The organism is Maribacter sp. UH1 (genome assembly GCF_056839145.1).
The window spans coordinates 2,369,012-2,392,437 of sequence record NZ_CM166387.1; the positions used below are offsets into that span (position 1 = coordinate 2,369,012).

The window sequence follows — 23,426 nt, forward strand, 5'->3', positions numbered from 1 at the left end:
ATTATGCAGTTGTTTTTTCTTTAATTTCAAATGGCTTCAATGCCAAATATGCCCTGTCTACCGATCGTATATTTTCGAATACTAATAACAATCTTAAACCGTTACGGGTCTTTTTTTCTTTTATTTTACATTGCTGTGCATGTGACTGCACGTATTGTAATACTCTTGTAAATGTTGCAGTTTGATAAAATGCCGATTGTTGATCGCTTATAAAGTACCCGATCATTTTACCTTGCTTCATTACTATTTTCTCTAGTCCTATACTATTTGCTATCCATTTTATGCGAACGGAATTCAATAGATCTTGAGCTTCTTCGGGTAATTCGCCAAAACGATCTACCAATTGAGCCTCGAATTTTTGAAGCGCTGCTTCGTCTTTTACTTGGTTCAACTCTGTATATAACGTTAGTCTTTCGGTAATATTATTGATGTAGTCATCAGGAAAGAGCAACTCAAAGTCAGAATCTATCTGTGTTTCCTTTACAAAGACCTTCTCATGTTTGCCTTCTACTTCCTCATACAGGTCCTTAAATTCGTTTTCTTTTAACTCATCTATGGCTTCGGCTAGTATTTTTTGATACGTTTCAAACCCAATTTCGTTGATGAATCCACTTTGTTCTCCACCCAATAAATCTCCCGCACCACGAATCTCTAAATCTTTCATGGCTATATTGAATCCGCTGCCCAATTCCGTAAACTGCTCTAATGCTTCAATTCTTTTACGGGCATCGCTTGTCATTACTTCGTACGGCGGAGTAATAAAGTAACAAAATGCCTTTTTATTTCCACGACCCACACGCCCACGCATTTGGTGTAAATCACTCAACCCAAAATTATTCGCATTGTTAATGAAGATAGTATTCGCATTGGTAACATCAAGTCCACTTTCTATAATGGTGGTTGAAACTAGAACATCAAACTCGCTATTCATAAAGCCAAGCATTAAAGCTTCTAGTTTTTTACCTTCCATTTGACCGTGACCAATACCTACTTTAGCGTCTGGCACCAATCTTTGAATCATACCGGCAACTTCCTTAATATTTTCAATACGATTGTGAATAAAGAAAACTTGACCGCCACGTTCAATTTCATAACTGACCGCATCTCTAATAACTTCTTCATTAAAACGTACTACCTGACTTTCAATTGGGTATCTATTTGGTGGGGCAGTAGTAATTGTAGAAAGGTCACGAGCCGCCATTAAACTAAATTGAAGGGTTCTTGGTATAGGTGTTGCCGTTAAGGTCAATACATCCACATTTTCTTTAATGGACTTTAATTTGTCTTTTACCGCAACCCCAAATTTTTGTTCCTCATCAACAATTAAAAGCCCAAGGTCTTTGAACTTAACGTTTTTATTGACCAATTGATGGGTGCCAATAATAATATCGACTTTACCTTCACTTAATCTTTGTATGGTGTCTTTTTTCTCTTTTGCCGTTCTAAATCTGTTCAGATAATCTACCGTTACCGGCATGTCCTTTAAACGCTCGGCAAAAGTACGATGGTGCTGAAATGCCAATATGGTTGTAGGTACTAAAACTGCTACTTGTTTACCGTTGTCTACAGCTTTAAATGCTGCACGAATGGCAATCTCTGTTTTTCCAAAACCTACATCGCCACATATTAAACGATCCATTGGTCGCTCGCTTTCCATATCTCTTTTTACATCTTCGGTAGCGGTACTTTGATCTGGGGTGTCCTCATAAATAAAAGATGCCTCAAGTTCATTCTGCAAGTAACTGTCCGGGCTATATTGAAACCCTTTTTCCAGTCTACGTTTTGCGTAAATTTTAATAAGGTTAAAGGCAATTTTTTTGACGCGTGACTTGGTCTTGTCCTTAATTTTCTTCCATGCACCTGAGCCCAATTTGTAAATTTTTGGTGGTGCACCGTCTTTACCATTGAACTTGGAAATTTTGTGTAATGAATGTATGCTTACATACAGAATATCACGTTCGCCATACATTAATTTTATGGCTTCTTGCTTTTTACCTTCAACGTCTATCTTTTGTAAGCCTCCAAATTTACCTATGCCGTGATCAATGTGGGTAACGTAATCACCAATTTCAAGCTTGTTCAGCTCTTTTAAAGTAATTGCTTGCTTTTTTGCGTAGCCGTTCTTTAAATGGAATTTATGATAACGCTCAAAAATTTGGTGATCGGTATAGCAAACCAATTTTTGGTCATCATCAATAAAACCTTGAAATAACGGAGACACTATGATTTGGTAGTGAACCTGTTTGTTTACCTCTTCAAAAATGTCATGAAAACGTTTGGCTTGCTGCTCACTGGCACAAAAGATATAATTGGTGTAGCCTTTATCTTTATAACCGTTTAAATTATCGATTAATAAATCGAACTTTTTATTGAAAGATGGTTGAGGTTTTGAATGGAATTCAATTAGGTTGGGAGCATCGCGCTTGGCATCTTGTGTTAAAAGTGTAAAGCCAGATAATTGCTCGTTAAACTCTTTACCACCCATGAACAATTCTTCAGGCTCGGCATGTTTAATGTCTTTTGATAATTTTGTGAAAGCTTCTTTGGCCTTTTCAAAGAAATCATCTAACCTATCAAATAAAAAGTCGGTATTCTTAGCGAAAACTAAGGTATTAGAGGATACATAAGTTAAAAAGCTCTGTCTTTTGTCAATTAGAAATTTATCTGCCATGTTTGGCACAATGGTAATTGACTTTACCTTTTCTTTAGATAGCTGTGTTTCTACATCAAAAGTTCTAATACTATCAATTTCATCACCAAAAAACTCAATTCTATAGGGTTCGTCATGAGAGAAAGAATATACATCTACAATACCCCCACGAACAGAAAACTCACCTGGTTCGGTAATAAAATCGACACGCTTAAATTTATATTCGAATAAAATCTCGTTCAAAAAGTCTAATGAAAGTGTATCCCCCAATTTCATTTTCAGGGTATTCTTATCCAACTCTTTTCTGGTAACTACTTTCTCAAAAAGTGCATCTGGGTAAGTGACTATTATCGCGGGTTTTTTTCTTGAATTTATTCTGTTCAAAACTTCTGCACGTAACAGTACATTGGCATTGTCTGTTTCTTCAATTTGATAAGGTCTTCTATAACTACCTGGATAAAAAAGAACTTTATCTTCACCAATTAGTCGTTCCAAATCGTTTAAATAATACGCAGCCTCTTCTTTATCATTGAAGATTGCCAAAAACGGGCGATCTTCTAATTGAAAGATGGTTGAGAGTACAAAGGATAACGACGACCCTACAAGACCTTTTAATTGAACGTTTTTAGTGCCTGAATTTTCAGAATCGGAAATAGCGTTTTGCAGTTTCCCTATTTGGGGAGACTGGCTATACCGTTGTTGTATTGAAGAATGACTCAACAGTTTAAGTTTTTGCAAATATACGGATACCTAAGAAATGGATACCACTCATTATTATCACAAATGGGCTACATATTGCCCGTAAAAAGTCGCAAATTGTAACTTATTGTAAAAAGTGCTGTTTTATGGATGATAAGGAATTTGATGTTTTTGTAATTGGAAGCGGAATTGCGGGGCAAACCGTTGCGAAAGCTTGTGTAAAAGCCGGTATAAAAGTAGCAATAGCAGATAATCGTGAGTTTGGTGGTACCTGTGCCAATAGAGGATGCGATCCAAAGAAAATTTTATTGGGTGCTATGGAAGCATACGAATTAAGTGAAAATTTAAAAGGAAAGGGTATTAGTAAACCTGCTAAAATCAATTGGAAACAACTGCAGAAATATAAGCGAAATTTTACAACCAATATTCCCGTTTCTACCGAGCGTATTTTAAAAGAAAAGGGGATAGTACTATTTCATCAATCTCCAAAATTTATAGACAAAAACAGTCTGTTAGTAGAAGGTAAAAAAATTACTGCAAAAAAGATCGTGATTGCAACAGGGCAAATACCAAGAACACTAACAATACCTGGGGCAAAGCATTTTAAGAATAGTGACGATTTTTTAAATCTCAAGAAGCTTCCTTCTAAAGTTGTATTTGTGGGTGCAGGGTATATAGGAATGGAGTTCGCTCACATGGCGGCAAGAGCTGGAGCGGAAGTAACTGTTATAGATACCGGTAAAAGACCTTTACATGCGTTTGATGAAGATTTAGTAAAAGAGCTTAGAAAATATTCTGAGTCATTAGGTATAAAATTCATTTTTGAAGCAACACCGATTTCTTTGAAAAAGAAGCGAAAATTACGTAGGCTGACGTATAAAATTAAAGGTGTAGAAAAGACGATAGGAGCTAATGAATTTTATAATACTGCCGGTCGTGTACCAGCATTAGCGGCTTTAGATCTTGAAAAAGGCAATGTTGATTTTAGCGATAAAGGTGTTGAAACCAATAACTTTTTGCAAAGTAAAAGTAACCCTAATGTATATGCTTGTGGCGATGTTTCAGATAAGAATTTACCGCTAACTCCGCTCTCGGGTAGGCAAGGTTATGTGGTGGCTGAAAATATTTTAAAGGGGAATAAGAAAGAATTAGAAGTCCCTGTAATACCTTCAGTGGTATTTACATTGCCTAATTTGGCAACCGTAGGTTATTCTGAAGATGAGGCAAGAGCTAGGTTTAAAAATGTACATGTCAAATTTGAAATAGCGACAGATTGGTTCAATGCCAAAAGAATAAACACACCTTTATACGCCTATAAAGTTATTTTGAATGCACGAACCAATGAGATTGTTGGTGCTCATTTATTAGGACCAGATGCCGGTGAGACAATAAATATCTTTACCATGGCAATAAATAATGGAATGACGGATAGTGATATAAAATCCACTATTTTCTCATATCCATCTTGGGTAAATGATATAAAAAATATGGTTTAGGATTTCTCCTGTAATCGTTCTTGAAGTTTTTTAAACGGACTAGTTTTATGGTTTTTGATTCCATGTGCTGCAATGGTGATAAAAAGAATAATAGCACCTGCCATTGCTGAATAGGCAATGTACATATTAGAGCCATAATGTCTTACAAAAATGGCTGCCAATGCCCAAACACCAACAAGAGCAAATTCTCTCATATTTCTCTTCCATATCATTAATAGATTAATGACTGTTGCTGCTACTATCATATTTATCGTCCAGGCTTGTTCAGATAAAATACCCCCGTTCCAATCTAGCTTGCTTAAATATGCTGATATATTGGCTATGGTGGCAACTGATATCCATCCACTATAAAAACAAATAGGCCACCAAACAAAAGCCAGTACTTCTATAGGTGCATCCCATCTTTCCATGTTTGTGTTCAGAATAATTTTTATGAGTGAAAGCAGAATACCTAACATAATTATAACTGAAAGTCCTGTGTAATTGTACATAAATGCAATTACCCAACAGCAGTTTAGAATATTCGCTAAGACAAACCAGTAACCTGTTTGTTCAATAAAATCACTTGGTTTATCACTGAAAAAAGCTCTTTTTACTTGAAAAATACCATATGCCAGTAGGCTCAAAAATATAACACCCCAAATGGCGAAAGCATATCCTGCAGGAGTAAACAAATTAGCATACTTGGCGCTCATTTCACCTATTGTGGTATCATTTAAAGAAAATGCCTGTGAAATGTAATTCACTAGAATGACCAAAATAACGGAGACTAAGTTGAGAACGGATAGCTTCTTTTTCATAATGTAAAACTATAGCGGTTATCTTATAAAGTTATGCTCTTTAGCACATTAAACGAACTATTTTCGGTATTTACGCTTCTTTTTCACCTCTTTTATAGGAACAGGTAGTACTGCATCGCCTAAAAGAGCATAGACCTCACAACCATCACAAGGTTCTAAAGTGTAGGTGCCCGTAAATTCACCAAATGCTGGAACTATCATTTGATGGTCGGTTTTATAAAAACAAGGTAGCCGAACCGATTGCCTACCTAATCCACTTAATTTAATGGCGGGGTGTATGTGTCCCGAAAAATTAAAAAGACCTTCCCGTTCTTCTGGGTGATGGGTCAATAAGAAAGAATCGACTATCAATTCGGGAATTACCTTTATTGATAAAGCTTCATATTTTGAGGGCGATATAATATCATGATTGCCGCTTACAAGAATGATTTCAGCTGATATGGTTTTTACCCATTCTTCAAAAATTGCCCATTCTATATTTAATGAGGAATGGAATAAATCACCTAAAAAAATAATTGTTTTAGGTTTAAAATAGTCTACAACTTCAGTTAAAGCGTCAAAATTTTGCTTTACGGCTTGTTGTGGTACGGCAGCACCATATTTTCTAAAATGAGTAACCTTGCCTAGATGTACATCGCTGATCAATAGCATTGAATTTTCTGACCAGAATAATGCGCCAGAGAAATGCATTTCAAAAGTTTGATTATGAAGGGTGATGGAATGGGTCATTAATGCAAAATTACAAGAAAGTCCGGATTTAAAATTCATTTTGACTTCAAGAACAGAAATTTCACCTTTGGGGCTCAAGGGCAAGTTTTTTATTTCTTCATCAATAGTGCAGCCATCTTTTTAATTCTATCAGCTAATTTTTCGCTTGATAATTTTTCGCGTCCCACACGTTCGGTAATTAAAGGGAAAGAAAATGGCGTGGGTTGATCGCACGCCTTCCAAACGATTTCTTGTGTTGCAATTCGCTCTAAGGACAATCGTAAACGACCTTCTTCTAATTGGTGTTCAAAAGTCTCGGTAAAGGCTTGTTGAAATAACAAATTGTCAGGCTCATAATCTCTAAATACATCGAACAACAATTGAGAACTACTTTGCAAATGCTTCATTTTTATTCCCTTTTTAGGGTAGCCGGTAAAGACCATACCGCTAATAATGGCAACATCTCTAAACCTGCGACGTGCCATTTCGGTAGCATTTAAGCTTTTTTGCAAATCATCTAACATATAATCTGTCGTAAACAGATCATTATCCAATACTTGCTGAATATCTATGGGTTGGTCAGATAATAGTTCAAAACCGTAATCATTGAATGCTAATGAAAAAGTAATAGGGGAGAGCAAACTAATACGATAGCCCAGTAAGCTGCCCATGGCTTCGTGAACAAAACGACCTTCAAAAGGGTAGAAGAGGTGATGGTAGCCATCGCGAGTTTTAAAGGTTTCAATTAAAAATTCCGAAGGTTTGGGTACAATGCTATCTCTTCGTTGTCGGTCAAAAAGAGGTTTCAATGCCCGTATTTCTGCAGATTGATTTTTTATAGGTTCGCCAGAACTATATAATTCGTTTCGTAGTAATTCTGACATTTGGGCAGATAGTGTTAGTCGGCTACCCATCCAGCTAGATATCTTATTGGTTTTTTTGTTCGAGTTTTTTACCTGAACTGTCATTTCCTTTATCCGAATGAATTCTAGGTTTCTGCCCGCAAACGTAAAAACATCACCTCTATTTAGTTTAGAAATAAAGAACTCTTCAATAGATCCAATGTAGCCTCCTTTTTGGTACTTGACAGATAAATTTACATCACCTACAATAGTGCCTATTTGAAATCGATGGCGCATCGCAACACCGCGATTATTCACCTTGAACTTGCCATCTTCTTCAATTTCTACTTTTTTATACTCGTCATAACTCTGTAAACTTTGGCTGCCCATCACCAAAAAATTCAATAACCATTGCCACTTTTCTTCAGTAAGTGCTTGGTAGCAAAATGTTTGCTTTATTTCTTGATAAATTTCATTAGGATAGAATCCGTCAGAAATCGCCAAAGTGGTTAAATACTGCAAGAGCACATCATAACTGTTGAGGTAGGGCATGCGGTCTTCAACGGTATTCTGCTTTACTGCTTTTTGCAATGCCGATGCTTCTATAAGCTCAATCGCATGCGTAGGTAAAAAATAGATAACACTTTCCTTACCAGGTCTGTGACCGCTACGCCCTGCTCGTTGTAGAAATCGGGCAACCCCTTTTGGACCGCCAATTTGAATTACAGTTTCTACGGGAGCAAAATCTACACCTAAGTCTAAACTAGAGGTGCAAACAACCGCTTTTAGCTGTTCATTTCTAATGGCATTTTCTACCCAAACCCGTGTTTCTTTATTTATACTACCATGGTGCATTGCCATTTCACCTGCATATTCAGGGTGTTTTTCCAGTATTTTCTGAAACCAAATTTCGCACTGACTTCTAGTATTTGTAAAAAGTAAAGTGGTCTTGCTGTTATTGATAATGGGTACAACATCTTCCAGTAAGTGTAAACCTAAATGACCACGCCAAGGAAAGGTCTCCATCTTTTTAGGAATGATGCTTTTTACCGTAATCTTTTTATTGATTTTGGCTTTTATGAGAACGGAATTTTCAAGAGTTTGAGATTCAATACCTAGTAGCACATCTCGTGCTTGTTCTAAATTACCTATAGTTGCGGAGATTCCCCAAATGCGTAATTGTGGCGATACATTTTTTAAGCGAGATAGTGCAAGTTCCATTTGTACACCCCGTTTGGTACCAAGAATCTCGTGCCACTCATCAACGACAATTGCCGAACAGTCTTTAAAAATTTTCTCATAACCTTTTGATGCTAAAAGTAGCTGTAGGCTTTCGGGAGTGGTGATCAGCAAATCTAGCATCTGCTTTTTTTGCTTAGCGCGTTCTTTCGTGGGGGTATCTCCAGATCGAATACCAACGGTCATTTGGGTGCCTAAATCTAAAGTAATGCGTTCTGCGGATTGTTTGATTTCTTGGGATAATGCACGTAGTGGGGTAATCCAAATTGCCTTTAATCCCTTTTTATGCTTTGTCTTATAATCGGGATTGTTTTTAATGTAATTCAATACGATAGGAAACCACAATGCATATGTTTTACCACTACCTGTAGGCGCATTTAGGAGTCCGTTTTTACCCTGTAGAAATGCTTTCCAAGTATCTTTTTGGAATTTAAACGGTTTCCAATCTTGTTCTTGAAACCAATTTTCTGCGATATCGTATAACTTCTCTCTATTCATTACTCGGAATTAATCCCTTCAAATCCTCAAGCGTATTTGCTTCATGAATGTTCTTGTCTTTTCGCCATCGTAACATTCTTGGGAAACGAGTGGCTATTCCGCTTTTATGTCGCTTAGATAAAGCGATACCTTCAAAAGCAATTTCGAAGACGTGATGAGGTGTAACACTTCTTACAGGTCCAAATCTTTCTAGGGTATTTTTCTTTATCCAGGCATCAAGCTTTCTGAATTCCGCATCCGTTAAACCGGAATAAGCCTTTGCAAAAGTTACCAGTTCTTTTTCTCCTTTCTCATTGTCTCTCCAAAGGGCAAAGGTATAATCTGTAAAGTGATTACTGCGCCTTCCATGCCCTCGCATAGCATAGGTAAGTACGGCATCAATTGTTAACGGGTCTACTTTCCATTTCCACCAATCACCCTTTTTTCGTCCTACTAAATAGGGAGAATCTTTTCTTTTTAGCATTAATCCCTCGCTATGCATTTCACGAGAGCGGTCTCTTTCTTGTGCCAACTCATCCCATGATTTAAAATGCATTGTTTCAGAAATGTGAAGCGGTATTTCGTTTTGGCTACGTTCGGTGATGTCTTTAAACATTTTCTCTAAAATCTCCCTGCGTTCCATAAAAGGCAATTGTCGAATATCTTTTCCTTCCCATTCTAAAATGTCATAGGCTTTTAAAATAACAGGTACTTTTTTCATAAGTGCCGCGGTTACATTCTTACGCCCAATACGAGTTTGTAAATCGTTAAATGTTCCAATTGTTCCATTAGGATAAGGAAGAATTTCGCCATCAATAACAGTACCATTGGGAATTACGCTTATAAATTTTTCAAATTCGGGATACTTATCCGTTACCAATTCTTCACCACGGCTCCACACAAAAAGTTCATCATTTCTAAGGATAACTTGTGAGCGGATACCATCCCATTTATGTTCTGCTGACCAGTCATGAATATCGCCTAAGTCAGAAGCTTCACCTTCTATTGCATAGGCTAAATAAAAGGGGTAGGGTTTAGATAGGTAATCACTTTCATTTTCTTCAAGAACCAATTGCTGAAAAGATATAGTGTTCGGGTCCCAATTTCCCATAAGTTTATAGGCTAGTATATCTTCATCTATTTCGGTAGCTTTGGCTAATGCCCGGGTCATTAATTTTTGACTTACTCCAATTCTGAATCCGCCAGTTATCAATTTTGTAAACACAAAACGTTCGTAGTAGTTAAGTACTTTCCAGTTTTCATATAAATAAGTTTTCTTTTTTTCATCTGTCTTCTTTTTTAAGTCGATCATTTCTTGTAAGAAGACTGTCAGGCTTTTATCTGATGACTGATTTGCTGCAGGAATGACCAATGCTATGGTCTCGGCTAAATCACCTACAATATGATAACTCTCTTCAAATAACCACAAAGGTATATTTGCCAATTCTGATGCCCAAGTTCTTAAAAGGGTGGTATTGACAGGTCTTGGTGGTCTTCTATGAGATAAAATAGCTATTGTCCATACCTTATCGGCATCGTTGGCTTTTAAAAAGTAATCGGTCAATGCCTGTACCTTAACCGTCGTTTTATTGGTGCTATCTAGTGTCTTTATGAGCTGGGCGAAATTTTTCATATGGCTGCAGTAGATTTTGAAGCCAGTGCGGTTTCGTTTTCTTCTTCACCGTATTGTGTAGCTTCAGTTCGTGCATCATAACTTTGTTCTCGCAAATATTTGGAGAATATATCTGTGTACCCGTGTGTGCAGATAATTTTTTCCGCTCCTGTTGCTTCAATACTTTGTAGAAGTCCAGGCCAATCGCAATGATCACTTAATACAAAACCTTTATCTATGGCTCTTCTTCTGCGAGCTCCTCTAAAGGTCATCCATCCGCTTGCGGAAGCAGTTACATAAGGTACCATTTTTCTGATCCACGTACTGCCATGTGCACTTGGCGGTGCTAATACAATATTGCCCAGTAATTGCTCTTTTTTTGTTTCCCTGGTAATCAAAGTCGTTTTTGGAAAATCTACAAGAGGGCGCAATACCTCTGTCATATTTTCAATGGCGCCATGGGTGTAAATTTCACCAATGTCCGTATTTAAATATTTTAATAGACGCTGCGCCTTACCTAAACTATAGCCAAAAAGTATAGAGGTTTTGCCTTCAGCTTTATTTTCTGCCCACCAATTATTTATGTTCTCTAGCACTTCTGCTTGTGGCGTCCATTTAAATGCAGGAAGTCCAAAAGTACATTCGGTTATAAATGTGTTGCATTTTATAGGCTCATACGGAGTGGAAATGCCATCATTTTCGGTTTTATAATCGCCTGTAAACACCCAAACCTCACCTTTATGTTCTACACGTATTTGTGATGAACCAATTATATGACCTGCAGGGTGCAGACTAAATTTTACGTTATTTATTATAAATGTTTCTCCCCATTCTTTTCCAGTAACATTGATTTCACCTAATCTGTGAAGAATAATAGGAACATTTCTATGATGTGTTATATACTTTTTATGACCATATCTACTATGATCTGCATGACCATGTGATATTATGGCATGGTCAACTGGTTTCCATGGATCAAGATATACTTGTGCCTTTTCGCAATAGATACCTTTGCTTGTAAATTGTAATAGAGGAGATTTCATAGCGATAACAAGTTACAACTTTAGGTTGCAAACAAAGTTGATGACAAACGAAACTATGACCTCTAAAAAATTTATATTTGCTCAATAATTAAAAAATAAGATATGTCTTTTGCAGATTTATATAGTAGCGGTGAGCACAGAAGAAACTTAGCTCATTTTGCAGCCTTAGCAACTTTAGCGTCTATTGACGGTGAAATTAGTACCGAAGAAAAAAAATTATTAGACCGTTTTGCTAGTAAGTTAGATATTACCGAGTCTGAATATAAAGAGGTATTTAAGAAAGAAAATAAATACCCAATAGATTCTACACCGGATTCTGAGAAAAGATTAGAACGTTTATATGACTTATTTAGAATTGTATACTCTGATCACGAAATTGATGATGAAGAGAGAATTCTAATTAAAAAATATGCTATTGGTCTTGGCTTTACGGGAGATAAGGCTGATAAAATAATAGAGCGCTCTGTAATTATATTTGGTGGTAAACTGGATTTTGAAGATTATCTATATCTTCTAGAAAAATAAATACCGAAAGTATAAAATAAAAAAAAGGGAGCGTTTAGCTCCCTTTTTTTATTAATGATATTTATCTAAAAATTCTTGTAGTTTCTCTACCATGTTTTTGCTTCCACAGAAAAATGGAACCCGTTGGTGTAGCTCTGTTGGTTCAATATCCATGATTCGGTTTTTACCGCCAATGGCTAAACCGTTTGCTTGTTCGGCTAAAAAAGCCATTGGGTTACACTCATACAATAACCTAAGTTTACCACTCTCTGTAACACTACTCTTTGGGTACATGTAAATACCTCCTTTTATCATGTTTCTATGAAAGTCAGATACTAAAGAACCTATGTACCTAGAAGTATAAGGTCTGTTATCTTCCTCCATTTGGCAGTACTTGATATAATCTTTTACACCTTGATGAAAATGTACGTAGTTACCTTCGTTTACAGAATAGATTCTGCCATTTTCAGGGAATTGCATGTTAGGGTGAGATAGATAGAACGTACCTAATGCCGGGTTCAAAGTAAAGCCGTTTACACCATCACCTGTTGTATAAACCAACATGGTAGAGGTGCCATAAACAACATACCCTGCTGCAACTTGTTTGTTGCCAGGTTGTAGAAAATCTTCCATAGTTACTGGTGTACCTACCGGAGTTACACGTCTGTAAATAGAAAAAATAGTACCTACGGATACGTTTACATCAATATTAGAGGAACCATCTAAAGGATCTATAAGGACTACATATTTGTTTTGATGGTTTTCATCATTACTGTTAATACTGATGAAGCTATCTTCTTCTTCAGAGGCTATACCACAGACAATTTCTCTATTTTTTAATGTTTGAATGAATTTGTCATTTGCAAACAAATCAAGTTTCTGCTGGTCTTCGCCTTGTATGTTGGTTTCACCAACTCCGCCCAAAATATCGATTAGTCCTGCTTTGCTAACTTCGTGGTTAACTACTTTAGCGGCTAATCTAATAGCATTAATAAGTTTTGATAATTCACCTGAAGAGTATTGAAATGAATCTTGATTTTCAATAATAAACTCGCCTAGGGTCTGATTTCTTTTTGGAGACATTTTTTAGTTTATGGTTATATACAAATATCGTGTATTTTGTTAAACGTTTCATTTTCATTTTAATTACATTTTTTAAATTTATAACTTTGTGTTTTATTTGTAACAATTATGAATTATACAATTAGAGTTGCCCAGAGAGAAGATATGAAGCAAGTGCTTCAATTAATTCAAGAATTAGCCATTTTTGAGAAGGAAGATGATGCAGTAGAAGTAAGTGTGCAAGATTTAGAGGAAGACGGATTTGGTAAACAGAAGTTGTTTCATTGTTTTGTTGCAGAAAAGAGTGATAAAATTGTTGGTATGGCTTTAGTATACCCAAGATATTCTACTTGGAAAGGACCTGTAATACATTTAGAGGATTTAATCGTTACTAAAGAAATGCGTGGTTCAGGTTTAGGTACGGCACTGCTAAACGAGGTGGTTAAATATGGTAATGATTTAGGGGTGAAGAGAATAAGCTGGGAGGTAATAGATTGGAACGAACCTGCCATTGGTTTCTATGAAAGTAAAGGAGCTAACGTCATGAGAGATTGGGATGTGGTTCAATTGGATGAAACCGGAATAAAGGAGTACTTAAGCGCATTGGCTTAATTGAAAAAGAACAAAAAAATTAGATAGATATTGAGTATGAGGGTTTTTAAATTTGGAGGAGCATCTGTTAAAGATGCAGATGCTGTTAAAAATGTAGTGAAGGTTTTGCAAGAAGTAGGGTATGAAAATACGCTTTTGGTTGTTTCGGCAATGGGGAAAACAACCAATGCCATGGAAGATATCATAAACGCTTATTTTAACGATAAACAAGAAATACCTTCTAAAGTAGCAGAGTTGGTAGATTACCATCATAATATTATTTCAGAATTATTTCCTAATGCACAGCACGCTATTTACAAGGAAATAAAAGTATTAATCGATGAGATTAACGGATTTTTAGTTTGGAACAAATCCCCAAACTATAACTTTGTTTACGATCAAATTGTTGGTTACGGAGAATTACTTTCTACCACCATAATTAGCGCGTACTTTAAGGAAGTTGGTATTACAAATAATTGGTTAGATGTACGAAACTTCATTAAAACCGATAGTAATTATAGAGATACCACTGTAGATTGGGAGCGTACGCAAGAGAACGTTACCAAAATTGACCAAAAGGTGTTGAACATAACACAGGGTTTCTTAGGTAGTGATGATAACAACTTTACTACGACATTAGGGCGTGAAGGATCGGATTACTCTGCAGCTATATTGGCGTATTGTTTAAATGCGGATTCTGTAACCATTTGGAAAGATGTACCTGGCGTTTTAAATGCAGATCCAAGATATTTTGAGGAAACACAATTGCTTAATAATATCTCTTACAGAGAAGCTATTGAATTGGCATTCTACGGTGCATCGGTAATTCACCCAAAAACATTACAACCATTGCAACGTAAAGAGATTCCGCTTCATGTAAAATCTTTCGTTAATCCTAAAGGAAAAGGAACAACGGTAGGTAAGGGTGTTGGTATAGAACCAAAAGTTCCTTGTTTCATCGTTAAGAAGAATCAGGTATTAATGAAATTATCATCGCTAGATTTCTCTTTCATAGTAGAAGACAGTATTAGCGAACTTTTTAAATTGTTTCATCAGCATAAAATTAAGGTAGACTTAATCCAGAATTCCGCTATTAGTTTTTCTGTTTGTATCGACAATAAATTTGGAGGCTTAGAAAAACTTTTACAACAATTGAAAAGTAAGTTTAAAGTTGCTCATCATGAAAATGTATCCTTGTATACCATTAGGCACTTTAATACAAAAGCGCTAGAATCATTACAGAACGGGCATGAGTTGTTATTGGAGCAACGCGGTACGGAAACTGTTCAGCTAGTAGTGAAGTAATTTCAACATCATTGCAATAATTTTAATAGGTACCTACAAGGGCTATTTTCCTATATTTACAGTCTAATCGATGATGATTTATGGGTTTAGTTACCGCGAAGGAAGTTGCCAAGGCTATCAACCTCTCTAAATACGGAGTGTTTGGTGCTTTTATTGGTTGGGTGTTGTTGAAGATTACGAGATTATCTGCCATTAATAGATTCTATGATTCTATTGCCCATTTAGAAGGTGAAGACTATGCAAATGCCATTCTAGAACATTTTGAAATTGATTACGAAATTCCTGAGGAGGATTTTAGACGTTTACCCAAAGAAGGTCCGTATGTTACTATTAGTAATCACCCATTAGGAGCTATTGACGGTATTTTACTATTTAAATTAATGGTAAAGCAGCGTCCAGACTATAAGATAATGGCGAACTTTCTACTACAAAGAATGGTGCCGTTAGAGCCTTATATTCTTCCTGTAAATCCGTTCAGTGAACATAAAGATGCCAGAAGTAATCTTGCCGGATTCAAAAGAACATTAGAACATTTAAATAATGGTCATGTATTAGGTGTTTTTCCTGCTGGTGAAGTCTCTACTTATAAAGACGGTAAACTCATTGTAGATAAACCTTGGGAAGAGGCAGCTATAAAATTGATTAGAAAGGCAAATGTACCTGTAGTTCCTATTTATTTTCATGCAAAGAATAGTTCTTTGTTTTATCGCATTTCTAAATTAGGCGATTCTTTACGTACGGCAATGATTCCGTCACAAGTATTCTCTCAAAGAAATAGACCTATTAAAGTGAGAATAGGGCAACCAATTTCTGTAAATTCCCAAAAAGAGATTGAAAGTTTAGAGGAGTATACAGACCTGTTGCGTCGTAAAACCTATATGTTGTCTAATGCATATGAAAAAGAGCGTTTAATAGATCAAATACCTACATCTCTTAAAATACCTAAACAACCCAAGAAGATTGCTGAGGCTGTACGTAAAGAGGTGATGGAAGGGGAAATAGAAAAGCTTAGGGAAAAAGATTGCCGCTTACTTCAAAGTAAGAACTACGAGGTTTTTTTAGCGAAGGAAAAAGACATGCCGTTCATCTTAAAAGAAATTGGTAGACAGCGCGAAGTAACTTTTAGAGCAATAGGCGAAGGGACTAATAAAGCCATTGATTTAGATAGCTTTGATAGTTATTATCACCATCTTTTTCTTTGGGATAATCAAGCAAAATGTATTGTTGGTGCCTATAGAATGGGTATGGGATCAGAGATTTTTCCTGAACACGGTATTAATGGTTTTTATGTTCAAGATCTCTTTAGGGTAGAGCCAGAATTGTACGGTATGATGCAAAATTCCATAGAAATGGGTCGTGCTTATATTACCAAAGAATACCAGCAAAAACCAATGCCTTTATTTTTACTTTGGAAAGGGATTGTGCATACTACATTGCGATTTCCTGAGCATAAGTATTTAATTGGAGGTGTTAGTATCAGCAACCAATTTTCTAACTTCTCTAAATCATTGATGATCGAGTTTATGAAGTCTAACTATTGGGATCCATATGTTGCTCAGTACATTAGACCTAAAAAGGAATTTAAAGTGAAACTTAATGATGCGGATAAGGAATTCGTTTTTGATGAAACGCAAGCCGATTTAAATAAGTTTGATAGGTTAATAGATGAGGTAGAACCTGGAAGTCTTCGTTTACCGGTTTTAATCAAAAAGTATATTAAGCAAAATGCAAAAGTAGTCGCGTTCAACGTTGATCCATTATTCAATAATTCGGTAGACGGATTAATGTACATTAAGATAGCCGATTTACCTGAGAGTACTGTAAAACCTGTCATGGAAGAATTTCAGGCAGAATTGGAACGGAAGTTATTGGAATCTCAAAATTCAGGGATAGAAGAGCAAATTTAATCTACGCCAACAATACTACTTCGTCGTTCAAAAAGTACATTGTCTACCCACTTTCCGTGTAGTTTTCCAATACGTTCACGTTTGCCGATCATTCTAAAGCCAGAAGCTTCGTGGACTTTGATGCTGCTATAGTTTGTAGGGAATACGCCAGATTGTAGTGTCCAAATACCTTCTTCTTCGCTTGCGCTTATTACATGTTGTAATAATAATTTACCCAGACCTTTACCTCTGCTTTTTTTAGAAATATAGACGCTTATTTCTGCCACCCCGCCATACACACATCTGTTGGAAACTGGGGAGAGTGCAACCCAACCTAATATTTCATTATCACTTTCAGCTACAAAACGGCAAGTGCTCATATGTGCTTTGTCCCAAGTTTTAAAAGTGGGAACATTGGTTTCAAAAGTGGCTATACCAGTATCAATGCCTTCTTTGTAAATATTAGCAACGAATTCCCAATCTGTGGGCAGCATTGTTCTTATTGTTATTTCATTCATATAAAGTTTTTTAACAACAATTGCTTTTGGTGGCGTCGAAGAAAGAATTTAATAGTGCTTGTACCGCTGTCCATTTTTGTAAATTAATACAATAACATACTTTTTTACCTTCAATTTCACCACTAATTAAATCTATACTCTTTAGTTCTTTTAAATGCTGTGAAATAGTAGGTTGTGCTAAACCTATTTCATCAACGATGTCATTGCAAATACATGCATCTTGCTGACTTATATATTGTAGAATTGCAATACGTGCAGGGTTGGACAGTACCTTGAAAATGACCGCCAACTTATTCTGCTCTGTATTAAAAATTTGTGTTTTGGTAACTCCCATTTTGTATTTATATATTGCTATATTACGATAATAAAATATATAAAAAAAGCCAGATATTGTTTTATCTGGCTTAAGTTATTTAGAACCAAGGTTTTCTGCCTACTTGGTATGTGTTGTAAAATTCTTCGTCGGTTTTTGTTAAGTAGATGATACCTTCAATCAATCCTATAACTCCTGGAACCCATACGAAAAGTAGACCAACCCCAACACAGGATAAAACCCAGGCAGCCACTGAAACACCCAAAAGAATAAATCCTTCCTTTTGATATCCCAAAATAAATTTATGAACTCCGAATCCTCCTAAAAATATTGCTAATAATCCTGCTAATACTTTTTTATTGTCTCCTCCTGGACCTCCGCTAAAAGCTTCTTTAGCTCCTGCAGTAAATTCATTAGCTGTTTTTTTAGCTCCTTCGCTAAATTCTTTTGCAGATTCTTCTGCCTTATCTCCGAAATCTTTGTTTTCTTCTGACATTCTCTTGTTGTTTGGTGGTTATTATTAAGGGTTAAATGTAGCGATTATTTAAACATCATAGAAATGCTTTATCAATTGGTTCCCAAAGTTCTAGCTTATTTCCGTCTGGGTCTAAAATCCATCCAAATTTTCCATATTCAAATTCTTGGATATCACCAACAACAGTAACTCCTTCTTTCTTGAGAACTTCCAATAGCTCAACTAGGTTTTCAACCCTAAAGTTCATCATAAAACTAGACTGGCTAGGTTCAAAATATTCTGTATCTGCATTCATGGGGCTCCATTGTGTTGAGCAGTCGTTGCCTGCTTTGTCTTTCCACCAAAAAGTACAGCCATATTGATCTGTATTTAGCCCTAAATGCTTGTTGTACCAATTTTTAGAATGGTCAGGGTCTTTTGTTTTAAAGAAGAATCCGCCTAAGCCTGTTACTCTATTTTTCATAGCTATCTATTTATTGATATTATTCTCATATAAACTAATCCATTCTTGGGGAGTCATTTTAGTGCATAGTTCTGCAATGAGCTCGTACGGAATATCATCCATACTTTTAAAACGAACGCAACTTTTGCCCATATCTAGCTTGCGTTTGCAATGAATAGGGTATTCGTTCTTGAACCAGTTCATTAAAGCAGGGTCTGCATATATGCCGGAGTGATAAAGTGCGATAAAATTCTTCTGTGAAGCCAAATTTATAAAAGGCAACGGTAGTTCTGCTTGTACATGATACCCAGCCGGATATAAAGAATGTGGCACTACATAGCCCAACATGCCATAACTTAATTGCTCTTCAAAACCATTGGGTAAATTTTGTAAAATAATACCTCTTAGCTTTTCAATTACCTCTTTGCGGTCTAGGGGTAATTGGGCAATATATTCGTCTGGTGTGTTGGCTTTATATTTCATATCACTCTAAAAATTTTGCTTTCACTTTATCTACTACCGTTTGGGCCAGTTTTATTTTGCTTTCTACCGTCCAACCTGCTACGTGTGGTGTTAGAATCACTTGGTCAGAGTCAATTAGATATTGAAATGCTTCAGGTAAATTGTTATCTGTAAACATATTTTCAAAAGAGGCTTTTTCATACTCTAGTACATCTAAACCTGCACCAAGAACTTTTCCTGATTTTAGGGCATCGACCAAATCTGTAGTTATAATGCATTTGCCTCTGGCCGTATTTATAATCCAAATGGGATTATTGAATTTTTCTAGAAATTCAGCATCGACCATAGCAATGGTCAATTCTGTTTGTGGTACATGTAGACTAACAACATCAACTCTATTTTGGAATTCCATAATACCTACTTGGCGTGCATTTTCATCTTCTACACCTCCTTGTATGTCATAGCAAATAACCTCTTCTACATCAAAACCTTTTAGTTTTTTAGCAAAGGCTTTTCCCATATTACCATAACCAATGATACCTACAACTTTGCCTTCTAGTTCTATACCACGGTTACCTTCACGGTCCCATTTGCCATTTCTAACTTCTTTGTCTGCCGTGTTCAGCTTATTAAAAAGAGATAAAAGCATACCTAAAGCATGTTCACCAACGGCATTACGATTGCCTTCTGGTGCAGCAGCTAGAAAAATACCTAGTGATTTTGCGTGTTTTGTATCGATGTTTTCTAAACCTGCGCCTAGTCTACCTATAAATTTCAAGTTTTTTGCTTTGTCTAAAAATGCAGCGTCTATAGAAAATCTACTTCTAATTATGAGTCCGTCATAATCTTCGATTTTTGCTTCAATCTGTTCTTTAGTTGAGCTATAATCTTCATCGTTCTGAAAACCTAATTCAGCGAATTGTTCAATGATCAATGGGTGATTTATATCTACGTGTAATACTTTCATTTATGCTTAATTATATTTCGGGGTAATCTGTTTTTGTTTTTTCGTCTGCAACGTTGCCCGTATGGGCAGTACTTAACTTTTCAAAAAGCATTACGTGTACTTCTTCATCGTTCTTCGTTATTGGGCAATGTTCAATGCCTTTGGGGACTATAATAATCTCTCCTTGATGTACTACTTCCGTACGGTCTCTAAATTGCATATACAAAGTACCTTTTACTACTTGAAAAAGCTCATCTTCATTGTCGTGTGAATGCCATACAAATTCACCTTTCAGCTTTGCCAATAAAACCTGCATATTATCTACAACACCTATTTGATGTGGATGCCAATGCCCATTTACCAAATCATATTTTTCTTTAAGATTAATGCTTTTCATGGGCGTATATATTCGATTCTAAATTAGCAGTGAAAGGAATTTAATAGAGTAATATACGGAAAGCCACAGTATTCTAAAAAGAAGAGTAGTAGTTTATTATATGCCCAAAATTAACTTGGCGATAGAAAAATAGATTAAAATACCGAAAATGTCATTACTTGTGGTAATAAATGGTCCGGTTGCAATGGCGGGATCAATACCTCTTTTGTCTAAAAATAATGGCACGAAAGTACCTATGAATCCGGCAACAACAATCACTGCAATAAGTGAAATGGAAATTGCCAAGGAGGTAAGGAAATCTCCCTTCCAAATCCATGTAAAAATCAATAATAAACAGGAAAGTATAACGCCGTTCAACAATGCCAAAAGCATTTCTTTGATTAATCTACTACTTATACTTCCTTTAATATCGTCATTTGCCAAACCTTGTACTATTATGGCGCTAGATTGTACACCAACGTTACCTGCCATTGCAGCTATTAATGGCGTAAATAGAAAGAGTACAGTGTATTCACGAAACATTTCTTCAAAACCACCCATGATCAAAGCGGCACCTGCACCACCAAATAGACCTAAGATCAACCATGGTAAACGCGCCCTTGTAAGATCCCAAATACTATCATCAGCTTCTACATCTTGAGATATACCGGCCGCCATTTGGTAATCTCGCTCAGCTTCTTCTTTGATGACATCAACGATATCATCAATAGTAATACGACCCACCAATCTACCAATTTCATCAACTACAGGTATGGCTTCCAAATCATACTTACTCATGATTCTTGCTACCTCTTCTGGGTCTTCATTAACGTTGACAGAATCTACATTCTTTATAAAAACATCTTTAATATGTGTTTTGGTTGAAGTGGTCAATAGATCTTTTAAAGATAACCGACCTTTTAGCTTGTCTTCGTCATCTACCACATAAATAGAATGTACGCGGGTTACATTTTCTGCCTGTGTGCGCATTTCTTTAACACAAGTGAGTACATTCCAGTTTTCATTGACCTTTACGAGCTCTTTTGCCATAAGACCACCTGCGGAATCATCTGCATATCTTAAAAGATCAACGATATCTTTTGCGTGTTCTCTATCTTCAATTTTAGAGATAACGTCTTGTATTTGGTCTTTAGGTAACTCGCCAATAATATCTGCGGCATCATCGGTGTCTAGCTCCTCTAATTCGCCGGCAATTTCTTTTGTAGATAGACTGCTTAATATAGCTTCACGAACATCTTCATCTAACTCTGTAAGAACATCGGAAGTTTTATCGCTGTCCAATAATTTAATTAGATAGGTAGCTTTGTCCTTATCCAATTCATTAATGATTTCAGCAACATCGGCATAATGCACAGTACTTAACATAGAGTTTAGTTCAGTATCATTGCTTTGTTCAATGAGCTGTTCTATCTCTACTACAAGTTCTTCTGTAAGCTTAAAGGGTGTCATCCGCTATTTTGTTCGTCAATGCTATAAAATCGTCAACCGCCAACTGTTCCGGTCTAAGGTCAAATATAGTATCTTCTCTTAGATTATCTGATAATGAAAATGTTTTTAAACTGTTACGTAATGTCTTTCTACGTTGATTAAAAGCGGTTTTTACTACTCTATATAATAATTGCTCGTCACAAGAAAGTTCAAAGTTGGTTTTACGTGTTAATCTTAAAACTCCCGATTGTACTTTTGGTGGTGGGTCAAAAACATCTGGTTCTACCGTAAAAAGGTATTCGGCATCGTAAAAAGCTTGAACTAAAACCGATAAAATGCCATATGCTTTACTGCCTTCTGCTGAACAAATACGCTGCGCAACTTCTTTCTGAAACATCCCTGAAAATTCAGGTATTTGATTTCGAAGCTCCAACATTTTAAAGACGATCTGTGTAGATATATTGTATGGAAAGTTACCGGTAATACCAAATTGCTCATCGCCGAACAAAGTGGAAATATCAAAGTTTAGAAAATCTGCTTCTATCACTTTGAAAGAACCATCGCCCTCAAATGCCTTTGGGTGTTCTAAAGGAAAAGTTTCGTTTAAGTACGTAATGGACTCCGTATCCAAGTCCATTGCTACTAAATTGCTATCTCGCAAAAGTAGGTATTTGGTTAAAACGCCTGTTCCTGGACCTATTTCTATGACATTTTTATAATCTTGCTGTAATAGTGTTTCGGCAATTTGTCTGGCAATGTCTTCATCTTTTAAAAAATGCTGACCTAAATGTTTCTTCGCTTTTACAGGACCTTTTTCATGATGCTTTTTATGAGCATACTTATCACCTTTGTTCTTCTTTCTTTTCGTTCCCATAAATCTCTTTTAGCGACAGTTTATTTTGCTTTATAGGCCCAAGCTTTTTTTCCCGATGCCAATTGAATCTCAATTCTTTCGTATGCTTCACCTTCGTATCTATCTGCTTTATGTAATTCTTGATGAGATAGAGTATATACTTGACCTTTAATTGAATCTTCTTTTGATCCTGTGTGTTGCAGTGTAGGGTAGAGGTCGGCTACTTTTATATCTGATATTGTATATAATGGTAATTCGTCTTCAAATCCGTTTAAAGGTCTTGCGAATACTCCCAATTGTACTTCTCTTTCCTGTAAAGTTCCGTAGGTGAATAAATAGTGGGTTGCTGTAGCTCTTTGTACAAAGAACTCATCTACTACTTCTAATTCTGTTTTAAAAGAAACCAACTGACCTGTAAATTTCTTTTGAATACTTTCTATTAGTGCCGGTGCATCTTCTTCATAATACCTGTCTAAAGTAGCTTTGTCCGGTACGGTGTATTGAACTGAATAGGTATAGCCACCCATATCTTCTTCTACCAAAACTTTAGTGAATTTTGCGCTTAAGAATTTACCGGTTGAAAGAACTTGTGGTATATGCGTTTCTTTCATCCATTGCAGCCAAGTATCATGGGCCGTTTCTTCTATATTGGTGGTAACGTTATATATGTACATGTAT

General features: G+C 36.1%; 22 protein-coding genes. 5 read left to right on the forward strand and 17 right to left on the reverse strand.

Annotated features, from left to right (window positions below; translation table 11 throughout):
* Position 1: 1 nt before the first annotated feature.
* Positions 2-3,370 carry a transcription-repair coupling factor gene (mfd, locus tag UH1x_RS10380; RefSeq protein ID WP_482621620.1) on the reverse strand — a complete coding sequence of 1,123 codons (3,369 nt, stop codon included), beginning with the start codon at positions 3,368-3,370 and terminating at the stop codon, positions 2-4.
* A 125-nt stretch (positions 3,371-3,495) separates the two neighbouring features.
* Here mfd and UH1x_RS10385 point away from each other — a divergent pair, with 125 nt between their 5' ends.
* Complete coding sequence (locus UH1x_RS10385; protein ID WP_482621621.1) at positions 3,496-4,845, forward strand: dihydrolipoyl dehydrogenase family protein; 1,350 nt, start codon at positions 3,496-3,498, stop codon at positions 4,843-4,845.
* Here the strand turns inward: UH1x_RS10385 and UH1x_RS10390 are convergent.
* From UH1x_RS10390 to UH1x_RS10410, 5 genes are read right to left on the reverse strand one after another with little or no spacing between them, the layout of a single operon-like run.
* The gene (locus UH1x_RS10390) at positions 4,842-5,645 is read right to left on the reverse strand and encodes a tryptophan-rich sensory protein (protein ID WP_482621622.1); all 804 of its coding nucleotides are present in this window, start codon (positions 5,643-5,645) and stop codon (positions 4,842-4,844) included. The genes UH1x_RS10385 and UH1x_RS10390 overlap by 4 nt on opposite strands.
* Positions 5,646-5,702: 57 nt before the next feature.
* On the reverse strand, positions 5,703-6,452 hold the full coding sequence (gene pdeM, locus UH1x_RS10395; protein ID WP_482621623.1) for a ligase-associated DNA damage response endonuclease PdeM: 750 nt from the start codon (positions 6,450-6,452) through the stop codon (positions 5,703-5,705).
* A gap of 11 nt (positions 6,453-6,463) precedes the next feature.
* Positions 6,464-8,932 (reverse strand): ligase-associated DNA damage response DEXH box helicase, encoded by a 2,469-nt coding sequence (locus tag UH1x_RS10400; protein WP_482621624.1) that lies wholly within the window; start codon positions 8,930-8,932, stop codon positions 6,464-6,466.
* Positions 8,925-10,544 carry an ATP-dependent DNA ligase gene (locus tag UH1x_RS10405; RefSeq protein ID WP_482621625.1) on the reverse strand — a complete coding sequence of 540 codons (1,620 nt, stop codon included), beginning with the start codon at positions 10,542-10,544 and terminating at the stop codon, positions 8,925-8,927. The genes UH1x_RS10400 and UH1x_RS10405 overlap by 8 nt, the downstream gene beginning before the upstream one ends.
* Positions 10,541-11,566 carry a ligase-associated DNA damage response exonuclease gene (locus tag UH1x_RS10410; RefSeq protein WP_482621626.1) on the reverse strand — a complete coding sequence of 342 codons (1,026 nt, stop codon included), beginning with the start codon at positions 11,564-11,566 and terminating at the stop codon, positions 10,541-10,543. Before UH1x_RS10410 ends, UH1x_RS10405 begins: the two co-directional genes overlap by 4 nt.
* 102 nt (positions 11,567-11,668) lie before the next feature.
* Here UH1x_RS10410 and UH1x_RS10415 point away from each other — a divergent pair, with 102 nt between their 5' ends.
* Positions 11,669-12,091: a tellurite resistance TerB family protein gene (locus UH1x_RS10415; RefSeq protein ID WP_482621627.1), complete on the forward strand. Its 423-nt coding sequence runs from the start codon at positions 11,669-11,671 to the stop codon at positions 12,089-12,091.
* 51 nt (positions 12,092-12,142) lie between these two features.
* Here the strand turns inward: UH1x_RS10415 and fbp are convergent, their stop codons facing one another.
* Positions 12,143-13,153: a class 1 fructose-bisphosphatase gene (gene fbp, locus UH1x_RS10420; RefSeq protein ID WP_482621628.1), complete on the reverse strand. Its 1,011-nt coding sequence runs from the start codon at positions 13,151-13,153 to the stop codon at positions 12,143-12,145.
* A gap of 108 nt (positions 13,154-13,261) precedes the next feature.
* Between fbp and UH1x_RS10425 the strand changes: the two genes are divergently transcribed.
* From UH1x_RS10425 to UH1x_RS10435, 3 genes are all read left to right on the forward strand, one after another.
* Complete coding sequence (locus UH1x_RS10425; protein WP_482621629.1) at positions 13,262-13,744, forward strand: GNAT family N-acetyltransferase; 483 nt, start codon at positions 13,262-13,264, stop codon at positions 13,742-13,744.
* A gap of 36 nt (positions 13,745-13,780) precedes the next feature.
* The gene (locus UH1x_RS10430; protein ID WP_482621630.1) at positions 13,781-15,028 is read left to right on the forward strand and encodes an aspartate kinase; all 1,248 of its coding nucleotides are present in this window, start codon (positions 13,781-13,783) and stop codon (positions 15,026-15,028) included.
* A gap of 80 nt (positions 15,029-15,108) precedes the next feature.
* On the forward strand, positions 15,109-16,935 hold the full coding sequence (locus UH1x_RS10435; protein WP_482621631.1) for a GNAT family N-acyltransferase: 1,827 nt from the start codon (positions 15,109-15,111) through the stop codon (positions 16,933-16,935).
* On the opposite strand, the gene UH1x_RS10440 is transcribed toward UH1x_RS10435, so the two are convergent.
* The 10 genes from UH1x_RS10440 to UH1x_RS10485 form a co-directional block, all read right to left on the reverse strand.
* On the reverse strand, positions 16,932-17,432 hold the full coding sequence (locus UH1x_RS10440) for a GNAT family N-acetyltransferase (RefSeq protein WP_482621632.1): 501 nt from the start codon (positions 17,430-17,432) through the stop codon (positions 16,932-16,934). The two genes, UH1x_RS10435 and UH1x_RS10440, sit on opposite strands and share 4 nt — an antisense overlap.
* Positions 17,433-17,442: 10 nt before the next feature.
* Positions 17,443-17,766 carry an ArsR/SmtB family transcription factor gene (locus UH1x_RS10445; protein ID WP_482621633.1) on the reverse strand — a complete coding sequence of 108 codons (324 nt, stop codon included), beginning with the start codon at positions 17,764-17,766 and terminating at the stop codon, positions 17,443-17,445.
* Positions 17,767-17,845: 79 nt separating this feature from the next.
* Positions 17,846-18,241 carry a TM2 domain-containing protein gene (locus UH1x_RS10450; RefSeq protein ID WP_036151530.1) on the reverse strand — a complete coding sequence of 132 codons (396 nt, stop codon included), beginning with the start codon at positions 18,239-18,241 and terminating at the stop codon, positions 17,846-17,848.
* A gap of 55 nt (positions 18,242-18,296) precedes the next feature.
* On the reverse strand, positions 18,297-18,683 hold the full coding sequence (locus UH1x_RS10455) for a VOC family protein (RefSeq protein WP_482621634.1): 387 nt from the start codon (positions 18,681-18,683) through the stop codon (positions 18,297-18,299).
* A gap of 6 nt (positions 18,684-18,689) precedes the next feature.
* A complete protein-coding gene (locus UH1x_RS10460; protein ID WP_482621635.1) occupies positions 18,690-19,145 on the reverse strand; it encodes a DUF1801 domain-containing protein in 456 nt (151 codons plus the stop codon).
* A 1-nt stretch (position 19,146) separates the two neighbouring features.
* Complete coding sequence (locus tag UH1x_RS10465) at positions 19,147-20,091, reverse strand: 2-hydroxyacid dehydrogenase (RefSeq protein ID WP_482621636.1); 945 nt, start codon at positions 20,089-20,091, stop codon at positions 19,147-19,149.
* Between the two features lie 10 nt (positions 20,092-20,101).
* A complete protein-coding gene (locus tag UH1x_RS10470) occupies positions 20,102-20,467 on the reverse strand; it encodes a cupin domain-containing protein (protein ID WP_482621637.1) in 366 nt (121 codons plus the stop codon).
* A 96-nt stretch (positions 20,468-20,563) separates the two neighbouring features.
* On the reverse strand, positions 20,564-21,916 hold the full coding sequence (mgtE, locus tag UH1x_RS10475; RefSeq protein ID WP_482621638.1) for a magnesium transporter: 1,353 nt from the start codon (positions 21,914-21,916) through the stop codon (positions 20,564-20,566).
* Positions 21,903-22,769: a 16S rRNA (adenine(1518)-N(6)/adenine(1519)-N(6))-dimethyltransferase RsmA gene (rsmA, locus tag UH1x_RS10480; RefSeq protein WP_396632398.1), complete on the reverse strand. Its 867-nt coding sequence runs from the start codon at positions 22,767-22,769 to the stop codon at positions 21,903-21,905. The genes mgtE and rsmA overlap by 14 nt, the downstream gene beginning before the upstream one ends.
* A 20-nt stretch (positions 22,770-22,789) precedes the next feature.
* Positions 22,790-23,422, reverse strand: a complete 633-nt coding sequence (locus tag UH1x_RS10485; protein WP_482621639.1) for a DUF4286 family protein — start codon at positions 23,420-23,422, stop codon at positions 22,790-22,792.
* Positions 23,423-23,426 lie beyond the last annotated feature (4 nt).